Here is a 17,947-nt window from a genome sequence, read left to right on the forward strand (position 1 = left end):
CCTAACATCCAGATGAAACAAAACATAACCCCTGGCGACCAAAGCGCCTATAACCCGGGTTAGTTTTGAATGAACAGTCTTAGAATAATTTTTTAGGCAATTGCTGGCTGCGAATGCGCTTGTAGTGGCGCTTAACAGCAGCTGCCAGCTTGCGCTTGCGCTCAGCTGTTGGCTTTTCGTAGAATTCGCGTGCGCGCAATTCGGTCAGCAGACCAGTTTTTTCAATAGTGCGCTTGAAGCGACGCATTGCGACTTCGAACGGCTCGTTTTCTTTAAGGCGAATAGTGGTCATGTAAAAATTCAAACCGTTGATTTATAGGAAGAGGTAGATAGTAGCATCGATTGTCCGAAAAGGGAAGTGGCGATGCACGCGCCGGCGCGCGCCGTTGCTAAAAAACCCGCCGCGGCGGCGCCCGCCGTATCGCTTGCGCAACAGCGCGCGCCCTCCCCTGGTCAACTAGCGCAGCGCCAGCCCGGCGGCCACGCCGGAGGCCCAGGCCCACTGGAAATTATAGCCGCCCAGCCAGCCCGTCACGTCGACCGCCTCGCCGATGAAGTACAGGCCCGGCACCTTGGCCGCCATCATGGTTTGCTGCGACAGCTCGCGCGTGTCGATGCCGCCGCGCGTCACCTCGGCCTTGCGGTAGCCCTCGGAGCCGCTCGGCACGATAGACCACTGGTTGACGGCCGCGCCCAGCTTGCGCAGCGCCGCGTCGGTCAAGTCGGCCAGGCGGGCGTCGGCGGCCAGGCCGGTGGCCGCCAGCAGCCCCTCGACCAGGCGCACCGGCAACCATTGCGACAGCACGTTGTCGAGTTGCTTCTTGATGCCGCCCTTGCCTTCGATCAGCGTTTGCGCGACATCCATCTCCGGCAGCAAATTGACGACAATCGGCGTGCCCGGCTGCCAAAAGCTGGAAATTTGCAGGATCGCCGGGCCGGACAAGCCGCGGTGGGTGAACAGCAAGTCTTCGCGGAAACGCGCGCCGCTCGGATTCTTGCCCTTCAGCGTGCCGGTCGTCACCTCGACTTCCAGCGCGATGCCCGACAGCGGCGCGAACGGCGCCCAGGCGGCGTCGTCAAAGGTCAGCGGCACCAGCGCCGGGCGCGGCTCGACCATGCGCAGCGCGAACTGCTCGGCCAGGCGGTAGGCGAAGTCGCTGGCGCCGATCTTCGGAATCGACAAGCCGCCGCTGGCGACGACGACGCTGGCCACCTCGATGTCGCCGCTGTCGGTGCGCAGCACGAAGGCGCCGTCGTCGCCCCGGGCGATGGATTCCACCTTGCACGGCATGCGCCAGTGCACGTCGGCGGCGGCGCACTCGTCCTTGAGCATCTGGATGATCTGCTCGGCCGACTCGTTGCAGAACAACTGGCCCTTGTGCTTCTCGTGGTAGCCGATGCGGTGCTTCTTCACCAGCGCCAGGAAATCCTGCGGCGTGTAGCGCGACAAGGCGCTCTTGCAGAAATGCGGATTGTCCGACAGGAAATTCTGCGGCCCGGCGTTGATGTTGGTGAAATTGCAACGACCGCCGCCGGAGATGCGAATCTTCTCGGCCAGCTTGTCGGCGTGGTCGATCAACACCACCCGCTTGCCGCCCTGGGCGGCGACGGCCGCGCACATCATGCCGGCCGCGCCGGCGCCGATCACTGCCACATCAAATTGTTTTGCCATAGAGATTTCCGGACCCGCTTAATTTCAAAGCGCCATTGTAAACCCAGACGCTTCGGCGTTGCGACAGTTAAAACCAAGGGCTGAACCCCGGCTCTTTGCCTCAGATTGGTTTCAGCGTTGCCGGCCCGCGGGATGAGGCGCGCAGCGCGGCCGATACCCGCAGGCATTGCGCCACCTGCTCGGCGATCGACGCCGGCACCGGCACCGCGCCGGCCAGCACGGCCGAGATCCAGGCGGCGGTGGTGGCGGCGTCGCGCTCGGCCGGCAGGTCCGGCAGCGTTTGCACCAGGCCCTGCTTTTCCACCAGCACGGTGCGGGCGCCGCCGTGGAACCAGTCGATCTGCTGCGCCTTGTTGGCGTTGGCCACGGTTTCGCCCTCGGTGCCGCGCATCAGGAAGGCGTCGCCGCGTTCCTGCGGCGCCGCCGTGGTGAAGTATTCGCCCAGCATTTCCAGGTATTCCGGGTGGGTGTAGGACACCAGCCGCAGCGCCGGCCCGGCGAACGGCTGCATGATTTTGACCAGCGTATGGGTCGAATTGCGCACGCCCAGAACGCGCCGCATCGCCAGCAGCCGCGCCAGCGCCGGCGCCAGCGCGTCGATGCCGATGAAGGCCGGCCGCCCGGCCGCCAGCGCGGCCTCGGCCTCGCCGTGGCCGGTGGCGGCCGCCACGCCCAGCGCCGCGAACACTTCGGCCGTGGTCACGCGGCCCGGGTCGCTGTCGACGCCGTGCACCAGCACCGGCACGCCTTCGCGCGCCAGCAACAGCGCCAGCAGCGCGGTCAGGTTGGCCATCTTGCGCGCGCCGTTGTAGCTGGGAATGACGATCGGCGCGTAGCGGCCGGCCGGCGCCGCCAGCGGCGCGAACGAGGCCTCGGCGGCGGCCAGGAAGCCGGCGATTTCATCGACCGATTCGCCTTTGATGCGCATCGACAACATGATGCCGCCCAGCTCCAAGTCGGAGACCCGGCCGGCCAGCATGGCGCCGTACAGCGCCTCTGCGTCGGCGCGCGCCATACCGCGCGCGCCGTGCTTGCCGCGGCCGATCTCTTTGATGAAGCGCGCGGCCGGGAAGGGTTCTAGCGAAACTGGGGGGGCGATAGGAGTCATGCCGCCAGTTTACAGGATTTGCCCTTGCCTTGAAGCCGGCCCGTGGCTTTTTTCACATAGGCGCTGAGGCGCCCGCCCGGAGCGGCAAAAATATATGTAGAAACAATCGCCGATAATTGAATCCAACCGTCTGGCGGCCGCGTATATCCACGGTAGCGCGCGACACCCCGTCCCTGTTCCGTACCTTCATTGGAGACCACCATGTCAGTCACAGCACCAAAAACCGCCATCGCAGCGGCGATACTGAGCAACCTAATCGCCTGCGCCTTCGCCCCGGCCGCGTTCGCGTCGAGCCACCGCGAAGCGCCGTTCATCACGCGCACACCCAAAGTGGACGCCACCGATTTCTATATGTTCCGCAGCTACGAGGCCGGCCGCGACAAGTTCGTCACGCTGGTGGCCAACTACGTGCCGCTGCAAGACGCTTACGGCGGCCCGAACTATTTCGCGATGGACCCGGACGCGCTCTACGAAATCCACATCGACAACAACGGCGACGCCAAGGAAGACCTGACGTTCCAGTTCCGCTTCGCCAACACCATCAAGGACGCCCAGTTCACCGTCGGCGGCAAGAAGGTCTCGATTCCCCTGGTCATCAACGGCGGCGCCATCGACAGCGTCAACCCGGCCGGCATCAACGTGCGCGAAACCTACGGCGTGACCGTGGTGCGCGGCGACCGCCGCCACGGCAGCCGCGCCGCCGTCACCAACGCCAGCGGCGGCGCCGCCGTCTTCGACAAGCCGATCGACAACATCGGCAAGAAGGCGATTCCCGACTACGCCGCCTACGCCGCCAAGCACGTCTACAGCGTCAACATCCCCGGCTGCGCCACGCCGGCGCGCCTGTTCGTCGGCCAGCGCAAGGATTCCTTCGCCGTCAACCTGGGCGAAACCTTCGACCTGATCAACATCAAGGCGCCCGCCGTCGAGTTCAGCGCCAACGCCGAAAAGGGCGCCCGCGACGACCTGGCCGACAAGAACGTCACCTCGATCGAGCTGGAAGTGGCCACCGCCTGCCTGACGGCCAGCGGCGGCGCCGAACCGGTGATCGGCGGCTGGACCACGGCCAGCCTGCGCCAGGGCCGCCTGCTCAACCCGTCTCCGAAGGGCGGCGCCGACACCTCCAAGGAGGGCGGCGCCTGGGTCCAGGTGTCGCGCCTGGGCATGCCGCTGGTCAACGAGGTGGTGATCGGCCTGAAGGACAAGGACCGCTTCAACCACAGCGCGCCGTCGGCCGACGGCCAGTTCGCCGACTATGTGACCAACCCGACCCTGCCGGCCCTGGTCGAAGTGCTGTTCGGCAGCGCCGGCGCCAAGGCCCCGACCAACTTCCCGCGCAATGACCTGGTCGCCACCTTCCTGACCGGCATCAAGGGCGTGAACCAGCCGGCCAACGTCAAGGCCGCCGAAATGCTGCGCCTGAACACCTCGACCGCGCCGACCCCGATCGGCGCGCAAAAACGCCTGGGCGTGATCGACGGCGACGGCGCCGGCTTTCCGAACGGCCGCCGCCCCGGCGACGACGTGGTCGACGTGGCGCTGCGCGTGGTGATGGGCAAGCTGTGCACCTTGAACATCGGCTGCGCGCCGGCCGACGCGCCGGCCGGCGCGATCCGCTTCACCGACGGCGCCTTCCTCGACGAAAGCTATTTCGGCGCCGGCTTCCCCTACCTGAAGACGCCGATCGCCGGCTCGCCGCAGCAATGAGCGGCGCCATCGAACAACCATTGAGGAGAGCCAGATGAAAAAACTATCGATTGTATTGGCGCTGCTTCTTAGCGCCTGCGGCAGCGGCGGCGGCGACGCCGTCGACGACGGCGTCAACGGCGGCGCCGCCGCGCCCGCGCCGAACCCGTTCGTCGCCAGCGTCATGGCCCTGGTGGCCGGCAGCGCCGACGACGCCGATCCGGCCGAGATCGACGCCGTCGCCGTGACGACGCCGGACGATACCGATCCGTTGCCTTTGTAAAAACAGCGGCGTGGAACCGGGGTCGGTCGCCCGAGGGTCCGACCCCGGTTCGTTGCCGCAGGCTTGCACTATGCGGCGGCGACGCTGAGGACATTAACGCTATGTATTACTGCACATCATGACAAACACCTTTTCCCGACGCTTCGGCGCGCTGGCCGTGTGCGCGGCGGCGGCGCTGCCGGGCGCGGCCGCCGTTGCCGCTCCCTATACCCCGGCCAGCGGCGCCGAGGTGGTCGAGGTGTTGCCGCGCCGCGCGGATCCGCTGCAGCGCGAGCTGCGCAGCCTGCGCGCCGCGCTGGCCGCGCACCCGCGCGACCTGGGCCTGGCCACCGGACTGGCGCGGCGCTACATCGGCGCGGCCCGCAGCGAGACCGATCCGCGCTACTTGGGCTACGCCCAGGCCGCGCTGGCGCCGTGGTGGCAGTTGCCGGCGCCGCCGGCCGAGGTGCGCCTGCTGCGCGCCACCGTGCTGCAAAGTACCCATCAATTCAGCGCCGCGCTGGCCGACCTGGACGCGGTCATCGCCGCCGATCCGGCCAACGCCCAGGCCTGGCTTACGCGCGCCACCGTGCTGACGGTGCAGGGCGACTATCCGGCGGCCACCGCCAGCTGCGCCCGCGCGGCCGGCCTGGCCGACGCGCTGGTCGGCGTGACCTGCCTGTCCGGCGTCGCCGGCGTCAGCGGGCGTCTGCTCAACAGCGAGAAACTGCTCGCGCTGACCTTGCAGCGCAGCGCCGGCGCCGCGTCCGAGTTGCAAAGCTGGGCGCTGACGCTGCTGGCGGAAATGGCCACCCGCCGCGGCGACGCCGCCGTCGCCGAGGCGCGCTACCGCGCCGCGCTGGCGCTCGACCCGCGCGACAGCTATCTGCTGGGCGCCTACGCCGACTTCCTGCTCGACCAGCGCCGCCCGGCCGAGGTGGTCAAGCTGCTCAAGGACCAGGGCCGCGTCGACGCCCTGCTGCTGCGCCACGCGCTGGCGCTGCAGCAAGGCGCCGGCACGCCGCAGGCGCTGGCCGCCGCCGCCGCCGAGCTGGGCGCGCGCTTCGACGCCGCCGCGCTGCGCGGCGACACCGTGCACCAGCGCGAGCAGGCCCGCTTCGAGCTGCACCTGCGCGGCAACGGCGCCGCCGCGCTGGCGCTGGCGCGGCGCAACTGGGCGGTGCAAAAGGAGCCGGCCGACATGCGCGTCTACCTGGAGGCGGCGCTACGGGCGCGCGACGCCGCCGCCGCCGCGCCGGTGCTGCAATGGATCGCCGCCAACGGCGTCGAGGACGTCGCCCTGGCGCGGCTGGCGCGGCAACTGCGGGCGGGCGCGTGAAGCTGATCGCGCCCTTGCTGGCGCTACTGGCCTTGCTGGCCGGGCTGGCCGCGCCGGCGCAGGCGCACAAGCCGAGCGACAGCTACCTGGCGCTGGCCGTCGAGGGCGGCGCGGTGCTCGGCCAGTGGGACATCGCGCTGCGCGACCTCGACTTCGCCATTGGCCTGGACGGCGACGGCGACGGCCAACTGACCTGGGACGAGGTCCGCGGCCGCCACCCCGCCATCGCCGCCTACGCGCTGGGCCGGCTCGACCTGTCCGGCGCGCGCGGCGTCTGCCCGGCGCGCGTGCTGGACCAGCGAATCGAGCGCCACACCGACGGCGCCTACAGCGTGCTGCGCTTTCGCGCCGACTGCGCCGCCCCGATCACCGCGCTCGACGTCGACTACCGCCTGTTCGCCGACCTCGACCCGCAGCACAAGGGGCTGCTCAAACTAAGCCACGCCGGCGCCACCAGCACCGCCATCTTCAGCCCGCAGCAGGCGCGCCAGCACCTCGCCCTGGCCGCGCCGGACCGGCTCGGCCAGTTCGGCGCCTACGTGCGCCACGGCGTCTGGCACATCTGGATCGGCTTCGACCACATCCTGTTCCTGCTGGCGCTGCTGCTGCCGGCGGTGTTGCCGGGCGCTAAACTCGACGGCGCGGGACGGGCCGGCGGCTTCAAGGCTTGCGCGCTCGACGTGCTCAAGGTCGTCACCGCCTTCACCGCGGCGCACTCGGTGACGCTGACCCTGGCCAGCCTGGCCGTGGTGGCGCTGCCGTCGCGCTGGGTCGAATCGGCGATCGCCGCCTCGGTGCTGCTGGCGGCGCTGAACAACCTGCTGCCGCTGTTCCGCGGGCGCCGCGCGCTGGCCGCCTTCGGCTTCGGCCTGATCCACGGCTTCGGCTTCGCCGGCGTGCTGGCCGACCTCGGCCTGCCGCAAGAGTCGTTGCTGAGCAGCCTGCTGGGTTTCAACCTGGGCGTGGAAATCGGCCAACTCGCCATCGTCGCCGTCTTCCTGCCGCTGGCCTACCTGCTGCGCCGCACCTGGCTGTACCGGCTGCTGTTCGGCGCCGGCTCGGCGTTGATCGCGCTGCTGGCGGCGTTGTGGCTGGCCGAACGCGCGCTGGAATTGAAACTGTTGCCATTTTGAGCGAACCGGTCGAATCGAACGCGCTCTTTGCGGTACTTTGCAATAAGATCCGGGTCAGGCTTACGAGAACGCATCCACCATGACCAATACACAGCCGGCTGTCGGCATCCATGTCAGCAAATTGAAACTGGACGTCGCGCTGCTGGCGCGCGGCGAAATCCAGAACAAGGTCGTCGAAAACGACCTGGCCGGCTTCCGCTGGCTGCGCGACTGGCTGACCCGGCACGAGGTCAGCGTGGCCGGCCTGCCGGTCTGCATGGAAGCGACCGGTCCGTACAGCGAGGCGGCGGCGCTGGCGTTGACGGCGATGGGCATGGTGGTCAGCGACGTCGACCCGGAGCGGGTGCAGGCCTTCGCCTCCAGCGCCCCGGCGCCGGCGCGCCAGAGCGGTATCGACGCGGTGCTGCTGGCGCGCTTTTGCGCCGAAACCCGGCCGGCGCCGTGGGTGCCGCCGCCGGTGGCCTTCCGCGCGCTGCGCGCCTGGCTGGCGCAGCTGCACGCGCTGCGCACGATCCGCCTGGGCGAGTCGCGGCGCCGCCAGAACTACCAACTGGCCGGGCAGGAGGCGCTGGCCGAACACGTGCGCGCGGCCATCGCCTGCCTGGACGGCCAGGTCAGGCAGCTCGAACGCGACATCGACGCGCACCTGCACCGCCATCCGGCGCTGGCGCGCAACGTCGAGCTGGTTAAACGGGCGCCGGCGCCCGCCGGCAACGCCTGCTTGCCGCACTGAGGTTCCACGCCGCCGCGCAAGCCCGGGCCCAGCCCCCAAGGGTCCGCCCCACGCCCGGCGCCGGCGCAGGCACTGCCGCAGGCGTCTTTTCCGCTACACTAATGGTTCCCGAGAACGCCTGACCGAAAGCCGAGCCTAGAAACATGAACACGCCAGACATCGAAAACATCAACGTCACCTCCTTCGCGCCGATGCCCTCGCCCATAGCCCTGCACGCCAAGCTGCCGCTGTCGGCCGCCGCGCTGCAGACCGTCAGCGAAGGCCGCGAGGCGCTGCGCGCCATCATCGACCGGCGCGACCCGCGCCTGTTCGTCGTCGTCGGGCCGTGCTCGATCCACGACCCGGTCGCCGGCCTGGACTACGCGCGCCGCCTGAAGGCGCTGCAAGCCGAGGTGGCCGACACCATGCTGCTGGTGATGCGGGTGTATTTCGAGAAGCCGCGCACCACCACCGGCTGGAAGGGCTACATCAACGACCCCGACATGGACGATTCCTTCCGCGTCGACGTTGGCATGGAAAAGGCGCGCCAGTTCCTGCTCGACGTGTGCGAGCTGGGCCTGCCGACCGCCACCGAGGCGCTCGACCCGATCTCGCCGCAATACCTGGGCGACCTGATCGCCTGGACCGCGATCGGCGCGCGCACCACCGAGTCGCAGACGCACCGCGAAATGTCGTCCGGCCTGTCGACCCCGGTCGGCTTCAAGAACGGCACCGACGGCGACATCAGCATCGCCATCAACGCCATCCTGTCGTCGGCGCACCCGCACTCCTTCCTCGGCATCAACAGCGCCGGCAACGTCGCCATCGTGCGCACCCGCGGCAACGCCTACGGCCACGTGGTGCTGCGCGGCGGCGACGGCCGCCCGAACTACGACTCGGTCTCGATCGCCATCGCCGAGCAGGCGCTGGCCAAGGCCAAGCTGCCGGCCAACCTGGTGGTCGACTGCTCGCACGCCAACAGCTACAAGAAGCCGGAGCTGCAACCGCTGGTGATGGCCGACGTGATCAACCAGATCCGCCACGGCAACCAGTCGCTGGTGGGCGTGATGATCGAATCGAACCTGGTCGCCGGCAACCAAAAGATCCCGCAGAACCTGTCCGAACTCCAGTACGGCTGCTCGGTCACCGACGGCTGCATCGACTGGGACACCACCGCGACGATGCTGCGCGACGCCGCCGCCCAGCTGCGCCTGCGTCCGCGCGACTAAGCGGGGTTCTAAGCCGCAACCCCAGAAAATTCCGCCACCCCAACTCCAGCTCGGCGAGGAGCGTGTCCAGGTCGATCATCTTGCCGCCGTTCTGGAAGGTGTAGTGTCCGTTGAGCAGAATGTGCCGCCGGGCTGCCGGCGGTATCTGGGTGGTCAGCGCCACGGCCTTGGCGTTGCCGTCCGTTTCATACTTCGCCAGCAATCTCGACATAATGGCCGAGTTGTAATAAATGATCGCACTGCCGATCAGTCTGGCGCACTGGTTGCTGATCTCCATTTCGATGTCGGTGCGACCAGTCAATTCCTTCCTCCGACCTGCGCGATGGTCGAGCGTAACTGGTGGTAAGACTCGATGCGGTTCTGCGAGCGATGCGCGTGTCGTTCCAATTGCGGATTGCGCAGGTAGCGCAACGTGTCGATGCTGCGCACCAGCTTGTCGAACTCGAAGACCGCACGCCGTTGTCATGATCCCCAGCCCGACACAGGTATGTGTGCGCCGTCGAGGCCGTGGATACGCGCATGGCCGACACGCGCGCCTGGATGCTGTGAAATGGCGCGCATGATCAGCCTGGAAACGATCGGAAAATGCGATGTGATTGCTGGCGCTTCATAGGTGAAATGTTAACGGCGCGCGACAATGTGCCGCTGCCGCGCTCGAACCAGTCCGAGCGCTGGCCGATCGGCTAAGCCACTTCCAGCGCCAGCGCGGGTGCCGTATGCCGATGAAGCGCCGGTCGCGCAACTCGATCCCGGCAAGGGAAAGACCGAGAAAGCCTACCTGTGGGCCTACCGCAGCGGCAAGCTGGAGGATGGGCCGCCCATTGTCGCGTTCGACTACCAGCCGGGGCGCGGCGGCCAGTTCGCGCGCGACTATCTGCAAGACTGGCAAGGGCGCCTCATGGTCGACGATTTCAGTGGCTATAAGGCGCCGTGATGTCGACTATATCAACGATCAGTTCGGTCACACCGGTGTGGGTGCGTTGAAGGCCTGGGCCGTCAGTAGGCCAGATTGGCCATATAGCAGGGCCGTGGCGGGTTTGGCATGAGGCATAATTACCGTTTCCTTATTTGGTTGAGAGTTGTTTAGCGAAAAAGAATAGCATCATCGATATGATGCAATCGTCCGTTTCGAGCATGTTAATACACTAATTACCAGCAAGTAAAGGGCACTAGCCAAGTGTACGGCGAGGGTGCCTGGTTCCATTTGCAATGGCCAGAATGGGTCGATGGACTAAACCGCTCGCGCGGACCAACGGCCCAATCGCAAGTACGATCGGGCCGTCAAAACAACAGCGAAGCGGTATGACACCCGCGTCATTAATAAACTACCTTAACTGAACGGCATTACCAGACGTTGGGGCTGGTTTCGCCTTATCGCAGCTAAGGTCAAGGCAGCGCTTTAGCGTAGATTCAGCGCATTATTGGCGGTAAGGAATGGATCAAACGACTGTTGCACATTGCCCTCCAACAGCAGCTCCAGGCTGTACTGAATTTCCGAGCCGGCACTGTTGACACGCCCACCCCACACCGTACCTGCATACTGTGGATATTGACCCGGGTTGATCATGTTTGGAATGGCGGCGCCAGAGAAACCGAGGATGGCGACGTTTTCGCTCGGATCGATGGACACCACATTCCAGATGACGGTATCACCATTGGTGCAGGTGGTTAGCAGCTCGTTTCCACCTTCGTTACCGTTTCCTGAATATCCGGTGGTATCCACCATAAAGACGTATTGACTCAAGTTTCCGGTGGAAATTGCCATACCGACGTTCACCGCTACCAGCACATTAATTGTAGTCATGATTTACTTTCATTACGTGAAGTTTTAAGAAAAACCAGAGGTTTTAACACTGCAAGTGCAATACCTTTTTCAGCGAAGATCGGTTATGCCTCAGATGAAAGAAAGGGAGGGTGAGTTCTCATGCACTCGCTTGTAGTTATATAGAGTTAATTCCATTGATGTAAGTAACATTCAGGTAACATGCAGGTAACGTGCGTGGCTCCATGCTGCCCGCAATGCTTCCGGCGTCGAGGCGGCGTCTGCGTCCCGCGCGGACTTGGTGTTGCGCGGCCCCCAAGGTTGGTCGCTGTCAATGACCGGCGAGGTGTCGGCGGCATGGTTGGGGCACTTGCTTGGGGCCTTGTCATGATCCCCAGCCCGACACAGGTATGGTGCGCCGTCGAGGCCGTGGATACGCGCATGGCCGACACGCGCGCGTGGGTGCTGTGAAATGGCGCGCATGATCAGCCTGGAAACGATCGGAAAATGCGATGTGATTACTGGCTGCTTCATAGGTGAAATGTTAAAAATCAGGGACCGAATTAAGCGACGACCTGGCCCGATTGAGCACCCGTCCGACACCGCCGAAGTGGATTGCGGAGGTGGCCGACCGCCTGCTCAGGGAGGCGAAAAAAAAGGCCCGCCTGAACGCCGAACTGCACACCGCGAACGTCACAATCCAGGCGTTGACGCTCGCACTGGCGCACCACCGGCCAAGCGCTTCGGCGCCAAGGCCGAGGCGCTCTCGTCCGAACAGCGCGACCTGTTCCAGGAAACGTGGGAAGCGGATCTGGCCGAGCTGGAAGCCCGGGTCGACGCGCCAAGGAAGAAACGCGCTCGCGCCGGCCGCCAGCCACTGCCCGGCCACATCGAACGCGTGGCGCGCCTGCACGAGTCGGACTCATGCACCTGCGGCCGGTGCGGTGGCGATCTGGTCAAGATCGGCGAGTTGCACTGCCACGCTGCCCGGCGCGCCGGCGCCACCGCGGATCAACACGCGCAGACCGCGCTCCAGTTGGGCTGTTTCGATCAAAGCCCTCCAGGCCGCCACTCCCGGTATGGGCAAAGCCGCCGCCGTGGCGAACGACACAGTGCGGGGCTTCAGCGCAACTTGCGCGGCATCGACCGCCACGTAGTCTGCATAGGTGCCACCACGGGCTAATTCTGCGTAGAAATACTTCGTCACCGTAAGAAAAGGCCGTCACCGCGCTGCCGACTTCAGTTACGACACCGGCTTGAACGATGAATGGGGACGCGACTGCTAGCCCGCAGCAAGCTGCGGCACAACTGCAGCCCTTGCGCGGACAAGCAACACTAGCAAATTTCATCTGGTGGTAGCTTCGCTCCCACCAAGCCAACAACTGGCATTCGCTTTGGCCGGAATAATCTGGGGTTCCGGCTTAGCCCCCTAAGCCGGCGCGACGGCGCAACCGGACGCCAGTTCGACGCTCCAATGGCAAAGCGGCAAGAAATGCACTGACGGGGTGCGGCGCGCGCCAAAAGGCGGGGCCGGCTTGGTGCGTGGGCGGCTGCGATCCAGGGGCGAGGGGCTGGGCCTGCCCGCCTTGGCGCCGAGGGTCCGCCGCCGCGCGGCTTTCCTTTACAATGTCGGCTTTAATGCATTTGTTAGCTCCCCATGATTGTTCTCGGCGTCGAATCCTCCTGTGACGAAACCGGCCTGGCGTTGTACGACACCCGGCGCGGCCTGTTGTCGCACGCCCTTTATTCGCAAGTGGCGATGCACGAGCAGTACGGCGGCGTGGTGCCGGAGCTGGCCTCGCGCGACCATATCCGCCGCGCCATCCCGCTGCTGCAGGAGACGCTGGCCAAGGCCGGCGTGGCGCTGGCCGACATCGACGCGATCGCCTACACCCAGGGCCCCGGCCTGGCCGGCGCGCTGCTGGTCGGCTCGTCGGTGGCCTGCAGCCTGGGCCTGGCGATCGACAAGCCGGTGCTCGGCATCCACCATCTGGAGGGCCACCTGCTGTCGCCGCTGCTGGCGTCCGAGCCGCCGGCCTTCCCCTTCATCGCGCTGCTGGTGTCGGGCGGCCACACGCAACTGATGCGCGTCGACGGCGTCGGCCAGTACACGCTGCTGGGCGAGACGCTCGACGACGCCGCCGGCGAGGCCTTCGACAAGTCGGCCAAGCTGCTGGGGCTGGGCTACCCGGGCGGGCCGGCGATTTCGCGCCTGGCCGAATTCGGCGACCCGAGCGCCTACAAACTGCCGCGGCCGATGCTCCATTCGAAGGATTTGAACTTCAGCTTTTCCGGCCTGAAAACGGCGGTGCTGACGGTGGTCAAGAACCACGAGGAAAAAGTCGTCGCCAACATCTGCGAGCAGGACAAGGCCGACATCGCGCGCGGCTTCGTCGACGCCATCGTCGACGTGCTGACGGCCAAGTGCGTCAGCGCGCTCAAGCACACCGGCCTGAAGCGCCTGGTGATCGCCGGCGGCGTCGGCGCCAACACCCAGCTGCGCGCGGCGCTGAACGCGGCGGCGGCCAAGAAGCACTTCAAGGTCTACTACCCCGAGCTGGAGTTCTGCACCGACAACGGCGCGATGATCGCCTTCGCCGGCGCGATGCGCCTGCAAATCAACCCGCAGGCGGCCAAGCGCGATTACGCGTTCAACGTGCGCCCGCGCTGGCCGCTCGACGAAATCAAAGAGGTTTGACGCCCGCCGGGCGCCGCCAAAACCCGGCTACGCCGCCTCTTTCACCGGGCGCGCCTGGCGCCGGTACAGGAAGTCGAGCACGCTGGTGCGGTAGCTCGCATACAGCGGGTCTTGCGCCAGCGCCAGCCGTTCGCGCGGACGCGCCAGCCGCACCTGCAGGATTTCGCCAATGGTCGCCGCCGGCCCGTTGGTCATCATGACGATGCGGTCCGACAGCAGCACCGCCTCGTCGACGTCGTGCGTCACCATCACCACGGTCGACCCGGTGGCGCCGACAATGCGCAGCAGCTCGTCCTGCAGGTGGGCGCGGGTGAGCGCGTCGAGCGCGCCGAAGGGCTCGTCCATCAGCAGCACCTTCGGCTCCATCGACAGGGCGCGGGCGATGCCGACGCGTTGCTTCATGCCGCCGGAAATCTCGTGCGGCCGCTTGTGCGCCGACGCCGTCAGGCCGACCATCGCCAGCGCGCCCATCACGCGCTCCTTCAATTGCCCGCCGCTCTCCCTGGCGCCGAACACCCGCTCCACGCCCAGGTGGACGTTTTCGTAGCAGGTCAGCCACGGCAGCAGCGAGTGGTTCTGGAACACCACGGCGCGCTCCGGCGACGGCCCGGCGATTTCCCGCCCGCCGCAGATCAAGGCGCCGGCGCTGGCCGTGCTCAGGCCGGCGATCAGGTTCAGCAGCGTCGACTTGCCGCAGCCGGAGTGGCCGATCAGGGTGATGAACTCGCCCTTCTCGACCGTCAGGCTGACGTCGTCGAGCGCGACGAACGGCCCCTTCTTGGTCGGGAACACCATGTCGGCGTGTTGGATGTCGATGAATTTGTACGCGCCCATGTTCATGCTTAGCCCCCGACTTCTTCGTAGGTGAATGATTTCGCCAATGCCACCAGCGCCAGTTCCAGCAGCAGCCCGACCACGCCGATGACGACGATGGCGATGATAATGTGCGGCACGTTCAGGTTGTTCCACTCGTCCCAAACCCAGAAGCCGATGCCGACGCCGCCGGTCAGCATTTCAGCGGCGACGATTACCAGCCAGGCGGTGCCGATGGCCAGGCGCACGCCGGTCAACATATACGGCAGCACGGCCGGGAACAGGATCTTGGTGATGATCTTCCACTCCGACAGGTTCAGCACGCGCGCCACGTTCATGTAGTCCTGCGGCACGCGCTGCACGCCGACGGCGGTGTTGATGACCATCGGCCAGATCGAGCAGATGAAGATCGACCAGATCGCGGCTGGGTCGGCGGCCTTGAATACCAGCAGGCCGATCGGCAGCCAGGCCAGCGGCGAGACCGGCTTCAGCAGCGCGACGATGGGGTTGAACATGCCGGCCAGGAACTTGAAGCGGCCGATCATGAAGCCCAGCGGAATACCGACCACGGCCGCCATGCCGAAGCCGAGCGCGACCCGCTGGAGCGAGGCCAGGATGTTCCAGCCGATGCCCCGGTCGTTCGGCCCCTTGCTGTAGAAGGGGTCGGAGAACAGCTTGACGGCTTCCAGCGCGGTCACCCACGGCGTCGGGAAATTGCTGTTTTTGGCGGCGATGATTTGCCACACCAGCACCAGCATCGCCAGCCCCAGCAGCGGCGGCAGGTAACGCAACACGACGGGGCGCAGGCGCGACTTGCCGGTGCCCAGCGTGTAGCCGCGCGCCGCCAGCCGTTCGCTGCGCGGCGGCTTGCCGGCGCCCTTCAAAGCCGGGTCGGCCAGCGGCAAGGTTCCCTTGTTGATGTTTTCCATGACTGCACTCATCGCATCCTCCGTGGTTTAAGCTTTGATCTTGAACGACGCGGCGTAGGCCTGGGGATTCTTGCCGTCCCAGGTGGTGCCGTCGATCATCTTCACGCTGCGCATGGCCGACTTCGGCACGCTGACCTGGGCCATCGCGGCGGCGTCCTTGTAGACGTCGATCTGGTTGATCGCCGTGGCCACCGCCAGGTAGTCCGGCTCGGCCTTGAGCAAGCCCCAGCGCTTCTGCTGGGTCAGAAACCACATGCCGTCCGACAGGTAGGGGAAGTTGACGCTGCCGTCGTTGAAAAATTTCATGTAGTTCGGGTCGTCCCAGGTCTTGCCCATGCCGTTCTGGTAGCGGCCCAGGATGCGCTGGTTGATGACGTCGACCGAGGTGTTGACGTAGGACTTGTCGGCGATGGTTTGCGCCATCTTGTTCTTGTTCGACAGCGAGGCGTCGATCCAGCGGCCGGCCTCGAGCACGGCGGCGGTCAGCGCGCGCGCCGTGTTCGGGTATTTCTTGACCCACTCGGCGGTGCTGCCCAGCACCTTTTCCGGATGGTCGCGCCAAATCTCCTGGGTGGTGGCGGCGGTGACGCCGACGCCGTCGACGATGGCGCGGTGGTTCCACGGCTCGCCGACGCAAAAACCGTCCATGTTGCCGATGCGCATATTGGCCACCATCTGCGGCGGCGGCACCGTGATCACCTTGGCGTCCTTCATCGGGTCGATGCCGTAGCTGGCCAGCCAGTAGTACAACCACATCGCGTGGGTGCCGGTCGGGAAGGTCTGGGCGAAGGTGTAGTCGCGCTTGTCGGTGCGCATTAGCTTGGCCAGCGAGGCGCCGTCGACGCCGCCCTTGTCGGCCACCTTTTTCGACAGCGTGATGGCCTGCCCGTTGTGGTTCAGGTTCATCAGCACGGCCATGTCCTTCTTCGGCCCGCCGGCGCCCAGGTGCACGCCGTACAGCAGGCCGTACAGCACGTGCGCCGCGTCCAGCTCGCCATTGACCAGCTTGTCGCGCACGCCCGGCCACGAGGCCTCCTTGCTCAGCACGATCTTGATGCCGTACTTCTTGTCGAAGCCCAGCACCGACGCCATCACCACGGAGGCGCAGTCGGTCAGCGGGATGAAGCCGACCTTGACCTCCTCCTTTTCCGGCTTGTCGGAGCCGGCGGCCCAGGCGCCGCCGCCCGGCAACGCGGCCAGCGCGGTGGCGCCGGCGCCGGCCACCAGCAACTTGCGGCGGCTCGGATTGAAGGGGGTTTCGATTGTCATTGTGGCCTCGTAGAGTGCATGGAATTGCGGAGACAAGGCCGGCGGGCTGCTGCGTCCGGCTTGCCGTTTCATCTAGCTACTCAACAGGTAACAGCAATTGGTGTGCCAGCTCGACAAGGACGGCGGCGCACGGTTGGCGAACGGTTTTAGCGCGCTTTTCAGCCCTGTGAGTGTTTTTCCAGCACCGATATTGTGCGCCGCACCAACAGCACGCACCGCTGCGACGCGCGGCCCGGGATCAAGCGCGGGCGATAAATAAGTCGACGCGCGCGCCGTTTCGCCCTATCTTTGTAGCAGCCAACGCCGGCCGGACCGCCGCGAGCGTCGGCGCCACCGGGAATTGATCACATGAGCCATCGACTTCGCCGCGCCGCCTGCGCGCTGGCCGCGTCCGCCCTGCTAGCCGCCGCGCCGCGCGCCGCCGCGCAACAAGAGTTCGTCTACCGGGGCCTGTGCGACGCCTCGGCCGCCGTCGCGCTGGGGCCGGACCGTTTTATCGTCGCCGACGACGAGCGCAACACCCTGAAAATCTACCGGCGCGGCGTCGCCGACGCCGTCGACGCCATCGAGGCGTGGAAATTCCTTGACACCAAAAAGGACAAGGAATCGGACCTGGAGGGCGCCGCGGCGATCGGCCGGCGCATCTACTGGATCTCCTCGCACGGGCGCAACAAGCGGGGCGAGGCGCAAGCGCGCCGCCACCGCTTCTTCGCCACCGACGACGGCGACGGCCAGGCGCGCCCGCGGCTGACGGGAAGGGTCTACGCCGGGCTACAGGAAGACATGCTGGCGGCGGCCGAACTGCGCCCGCTGGGACTCGCCGCGGCGGCCGCGCTGGGGCCGGAGCAGCCTGGCGGATTCAACATAGAGGGCTTGGCGGCGACGCCGCAAGGCCAGTTGCTGATCGGCCTGCGCAGTCCGCTATTGGCCGGCAAGGCGCTGCTGTTGCCGCTGCTGAACCCGGATGAATTAATCGAGGGAAAACAGGCCAGGTTCGGCGCGGCGTTCGAACTCGACCTGGGCGGGCGCGGCGTGCGCAGCGTCGAACGGGTCGGCTCGTCCTACCTGATCGTTGCCGGGCCGACGGCCAACGCCGGCGCTTTCGCATTGTATCGTTGGTCGGGCCGGCGCGGCGACGCCGCCGTGGCGCTGCCGCGGGCGGACCTCGGGACGCTGCGCCCGGAAGCCATCTTCGCGGTTCCCGGCAGCGACACCGTGCAAGTGCTCAGCGACGACGGCAACGACGCCTGCCAGGCGCTGCCGGAAGCGCGGCAGACGTTTCGCAGCATAATCATCGGCCCTTAGCGGCACTGGGGGCCGCCCCCCGGTTTGCGG

At 66.4% G+C, this 17,947-nt stretch carries 16 protein-coding genes and 3 pseudogenes; 10 read left to right on the forward strand and 9 right to left on the reverse strand.

The window, feature by feature from the left end; all coding sequences use genetic code 11:
- Window positions 1-79: 79 nt before the first annotated feature.
- The 3 genes from rpsU to ybiB all read right to left on the reverse strand — a co-directional run bounded on the left by rpsU (window position 80) and on the right by ybiB (window position 2,780).
- Window positions 80-292: a 30S ribosomal protein S21 gene (rpsU, locus tag JANGC3_RS0114390; RefSeq protein ID WP_008451879.1), complete on the reverse strand. Its 213-nt coding sequence runs from the start codon at window positions 290-292 to the stop codon at window positions 80-82.
- 165 nt (window positions 293-457) lie between these two features.
- The gene (locus JANGC3_RS0114395) at window positions 458-1,672 is read right to left on the reverse strand and encodes an NAD(P)/FAD-dependent oxidoreductase (RefSeq protein ID WP_017877189.1); all 1,215 of its coding nucleotides are present in this window, start codon (window positions 1,670-1,672) and stop codon (window positions 458-460) included.
- A 100-nt stretch (window positions 1,673-1,772) separates the two neighbouring features.
- Window positions 1,773-2,780 carry a DNA-binding protein YbiB gene (gene ybiB, locus JANGC3_RS0114400; protein WP_017877190.1) on the reverse strand — a complete coding sequence of 336 codons (1,008 nt, stop codon included), beginning with the start codon at window positions 2,778-2,780 and terminating at the stop codon, window positions 1,773-1,775.
- A gap of 201 nt (window positions 2,781-2,981) precedes the next feature.
- On the opposite strand from ybiB, the gene JANGC3_RS0114405 reads away from it, so the two are divergent.
- From JANGC3_RS0114405 to JANGC3_RS0114430, 6 genes are all read left to right on the forward strand, one after another.
- Complete coding sequence (locus JANGC3_RS0114405; RefSeq protein ID WP_017877191.1) at window positions 2,982-4,487, forward strand: DUF4331 domain-containing protein; 1,506 nt, start codon at window positions 2,982-2,984, stop codon at window positions 4,485-4,487.
- Window positions 4,488-4,521: 34 nt separating this feature from the next.
- Entirely contained in the window at window positions 4,522-4,749 is a 228-nt protein-coding gene (locus tag JANGC3_RS0114410; protein WP_017877192.1) for a hypothetical protein, read from the forward strand.
- Window positions 4,750-4,867: 118 nt separating this feature from the next.
- The gene (locus tag JANGC3_RS0114415) at window positions 4,868-6,067 is read left to right on the forward strand and encodes a hypothetical protein (protein WP_017877193.1); all 1,200 of its coding nucleotides are present in this window, start codon (window positions 4,868-4,870) and stop codon (window positions 6,065-6,067) included.
- Window positions 6,064-7,200, forward strand: a complete 1,137-nt coding sequence (locus JANGC3_RS0114420; RefSeq protein WP_017877194.1) for a HupE/UreJ family protein — start codon at window positions 6,064-6,066, stop codon at window positions 7,198-7,200. The genes JANGC3_RS0114415 and JANGC3_RS0114420 overlap by 4 nt, the downstream gene beginning before the upstream one ends.
- A 79-nt stretch (window positions 7,201-7,279) precedes the next feature.
- Window positions 7,280-7,933 (forward strand): transposase, encoded by a 654-nt coding sequence (locus JANGC3_RS29375; RefSeq protein ID WP_017877195.1) that lies wholly within the window; start codon window positions 7,280-7,282, stop codon window positions 7,931-7,933.
- A 143-nt stretch (window positions 7,934-8,076) separates the two neighbouring features.
- Window positions 8,077-9,141 (forward strand): 3-deoxy-7-phosphoheptulonate synthase, encoded by a 1,065-nt coding sequence (locus JANGC3_RS0114430; protein WP_017877196.1) that lies wholly within the window; start codon window positions 8,077-8,079, stop codon window positions 9,139-9,141.
- A 37-nt stretch (window positions 9,142-9,178) separates the two neighbouring features.
- On the opposite strand, the pseudogene JANGC3_RS31640 reads toward JANGC3_RS0114430, so the two are convergent.
- A pseudogene (locus JANGC3_RS31640) lies at window positions 9,179-9,600 on the reverse strand (Tn3 family transposase); the annotation flags it as partial.
- Window positions 9,601-9,756: 156 nt separating this feature from the next.
- Between JANGC3_RS31640 and JANGC3_RS0114440 the strand changes: the two are divergent.
- Window positions 9,757-10,069 (forward strand): annotated as a pseudogene (locus tag JANGC3_RS0114440) (IS66 family transposase); the annotation flags it as partial.
- A 471-nt stretch (window positions 10,070-10,540) separates the two neighbouring features.
- Here JANGC3_RS0114440 and JANGC3_RS0114445 read toward each other — a convergent pair.
- Complete coding sequence (locus tag JANGC3_RS0114445) at window positions 10,541-10,945, reverse strand: hypothetical protein (protein ID WP_026132989.1); 405 nt, start codon at window positions 10,943-10,945, stop codon at window positions 10,541-10,543.
- A gap of 499 nt (window positions 10,946-11,444) precedes the next feature.
- On the opposite strand from JANGC3_RS0114445, the pseudogene JANGC3_RS34345 reads away from it, so the two are divergent.
- A pseudogene (locus JANGC3_RS34345) lies at window positions 11,445-11,744 on the forward strand (transposase domain-containing protein); the annotation flags it as partial.
- An 81-nt stretch (window positions 11,745-11,825) separates the two neighbouring features.
- Here JANGC3_RS34345 and JANGC3_RS33815 read toward each other — a convergent pair.
- Window positions 11,826-12,110 carry a hypothetical protein gene (locus tag JANGC3_RS33815; RefSeq protein WP_017877202.1) on the reverse strand — a complete coding sequence of 95 codons (285 nt, stop codon included), beginning with the start codon at window positions 12,108-12,110 and terminating at the stop codon, window positions 11,826-11,828.
- 450 nt (window positions 12,111-12,560) lie between these two features.
- Between JANGC3_RS33815 and tsaD the strand changes: the two genes are divergently transcribed.
- On the forward strand, window positions 12,561-13,601 hold the full coding sequence (gene tsaD / locus JANGC3_RS0114465) for a tRNA (adenosine(37)-N6)-threonylcarbamoyltransferase complex transferase subunit TsaD (RefSeq protein ID WP_017877203.1): 1,041 nt from the start codon (window positions 12,561-12,563) through the stop codon (window positions 13,599-13,601).
- A 27-nt stretch (window positions 13,602-13,628) separates the two neighbouring features.
- On the opposite strand, the gene JANGC3_RS0114470 is transcribed toward tsaD, so the two are convergent.
- Genes JANGC3_RS0114470 through JANGC3_RS0114480 form a run of 3 tightly spaced genes read right to left on the reverse strand, consistent with a single transcriptional unit; the run spans window position 13,629 to window position 16,612 of the window.
- Entirely contained in the window at window positions 13,629-14,435 is an 807-nt protein-coding gene (locus JANGC3_RS0114470) for an ABC transporter ATP-binding protein (protein ID WP_035788703.1), read from the reverse strand.
- Window positions 14,436-14,443: 8 nt separating this feature from the next.
- A complete protein-coding gene (gene ntrB, locus JANGC3_RS0114475) occupies window positions 14,444-15,355 on the reverse strand; it encodes a nitrate ABC transporter permease (RefSeq protein WP_035787720.1) in 912 nt (303 codons plus the stop codon).
- A gap of 15 nt (window positions 15,356-15,370) precedes the next feature.
- On the reverse strand, window positions 15,371-16,612 hold the full coding sequence (locus JANGC3_RS0114480) for a CmpA/NrtA family ABC transporter substrate-binding protein (protein WP_017877206.1): 1,242 nt from the start codon (window positions 16,610-16,612) through the stop codon (window positions 15,371-15,373).
- Window positions 16,613-16,960: 348 nt separating this feature from the next.
- On the opposite strand from JANGC3_RS0114480, the gene JANGC3_RS0114485 reads away from it, so the two are divergent.
- Window positions 16,961-17,917 carry a DUF3616 domain-containing protein gene (locus tag JANGC3_RS0114485; RefSeq protein WP_017877207.1) on the forward strand — a complete coding sequence of 319 codons (957 nt, stop codon included), beginning with the start codon at window positions 16,961-16,963 and terminating at the stop codon, window positions 17,915-17,917.
- The last annotated feature ends 30 nt before the right edge of the window (window positions 17,918-17,947 follow it).

Source organism: Janthinobacterium sp. CG3 (assembly GCF_000344615.1).
Classification (GTDB): Bacteria; Pseudomonadota; Gammaproteobacteria; order Burkholderiales; family Burkholderiaceae_D; genus Janthinobacterium.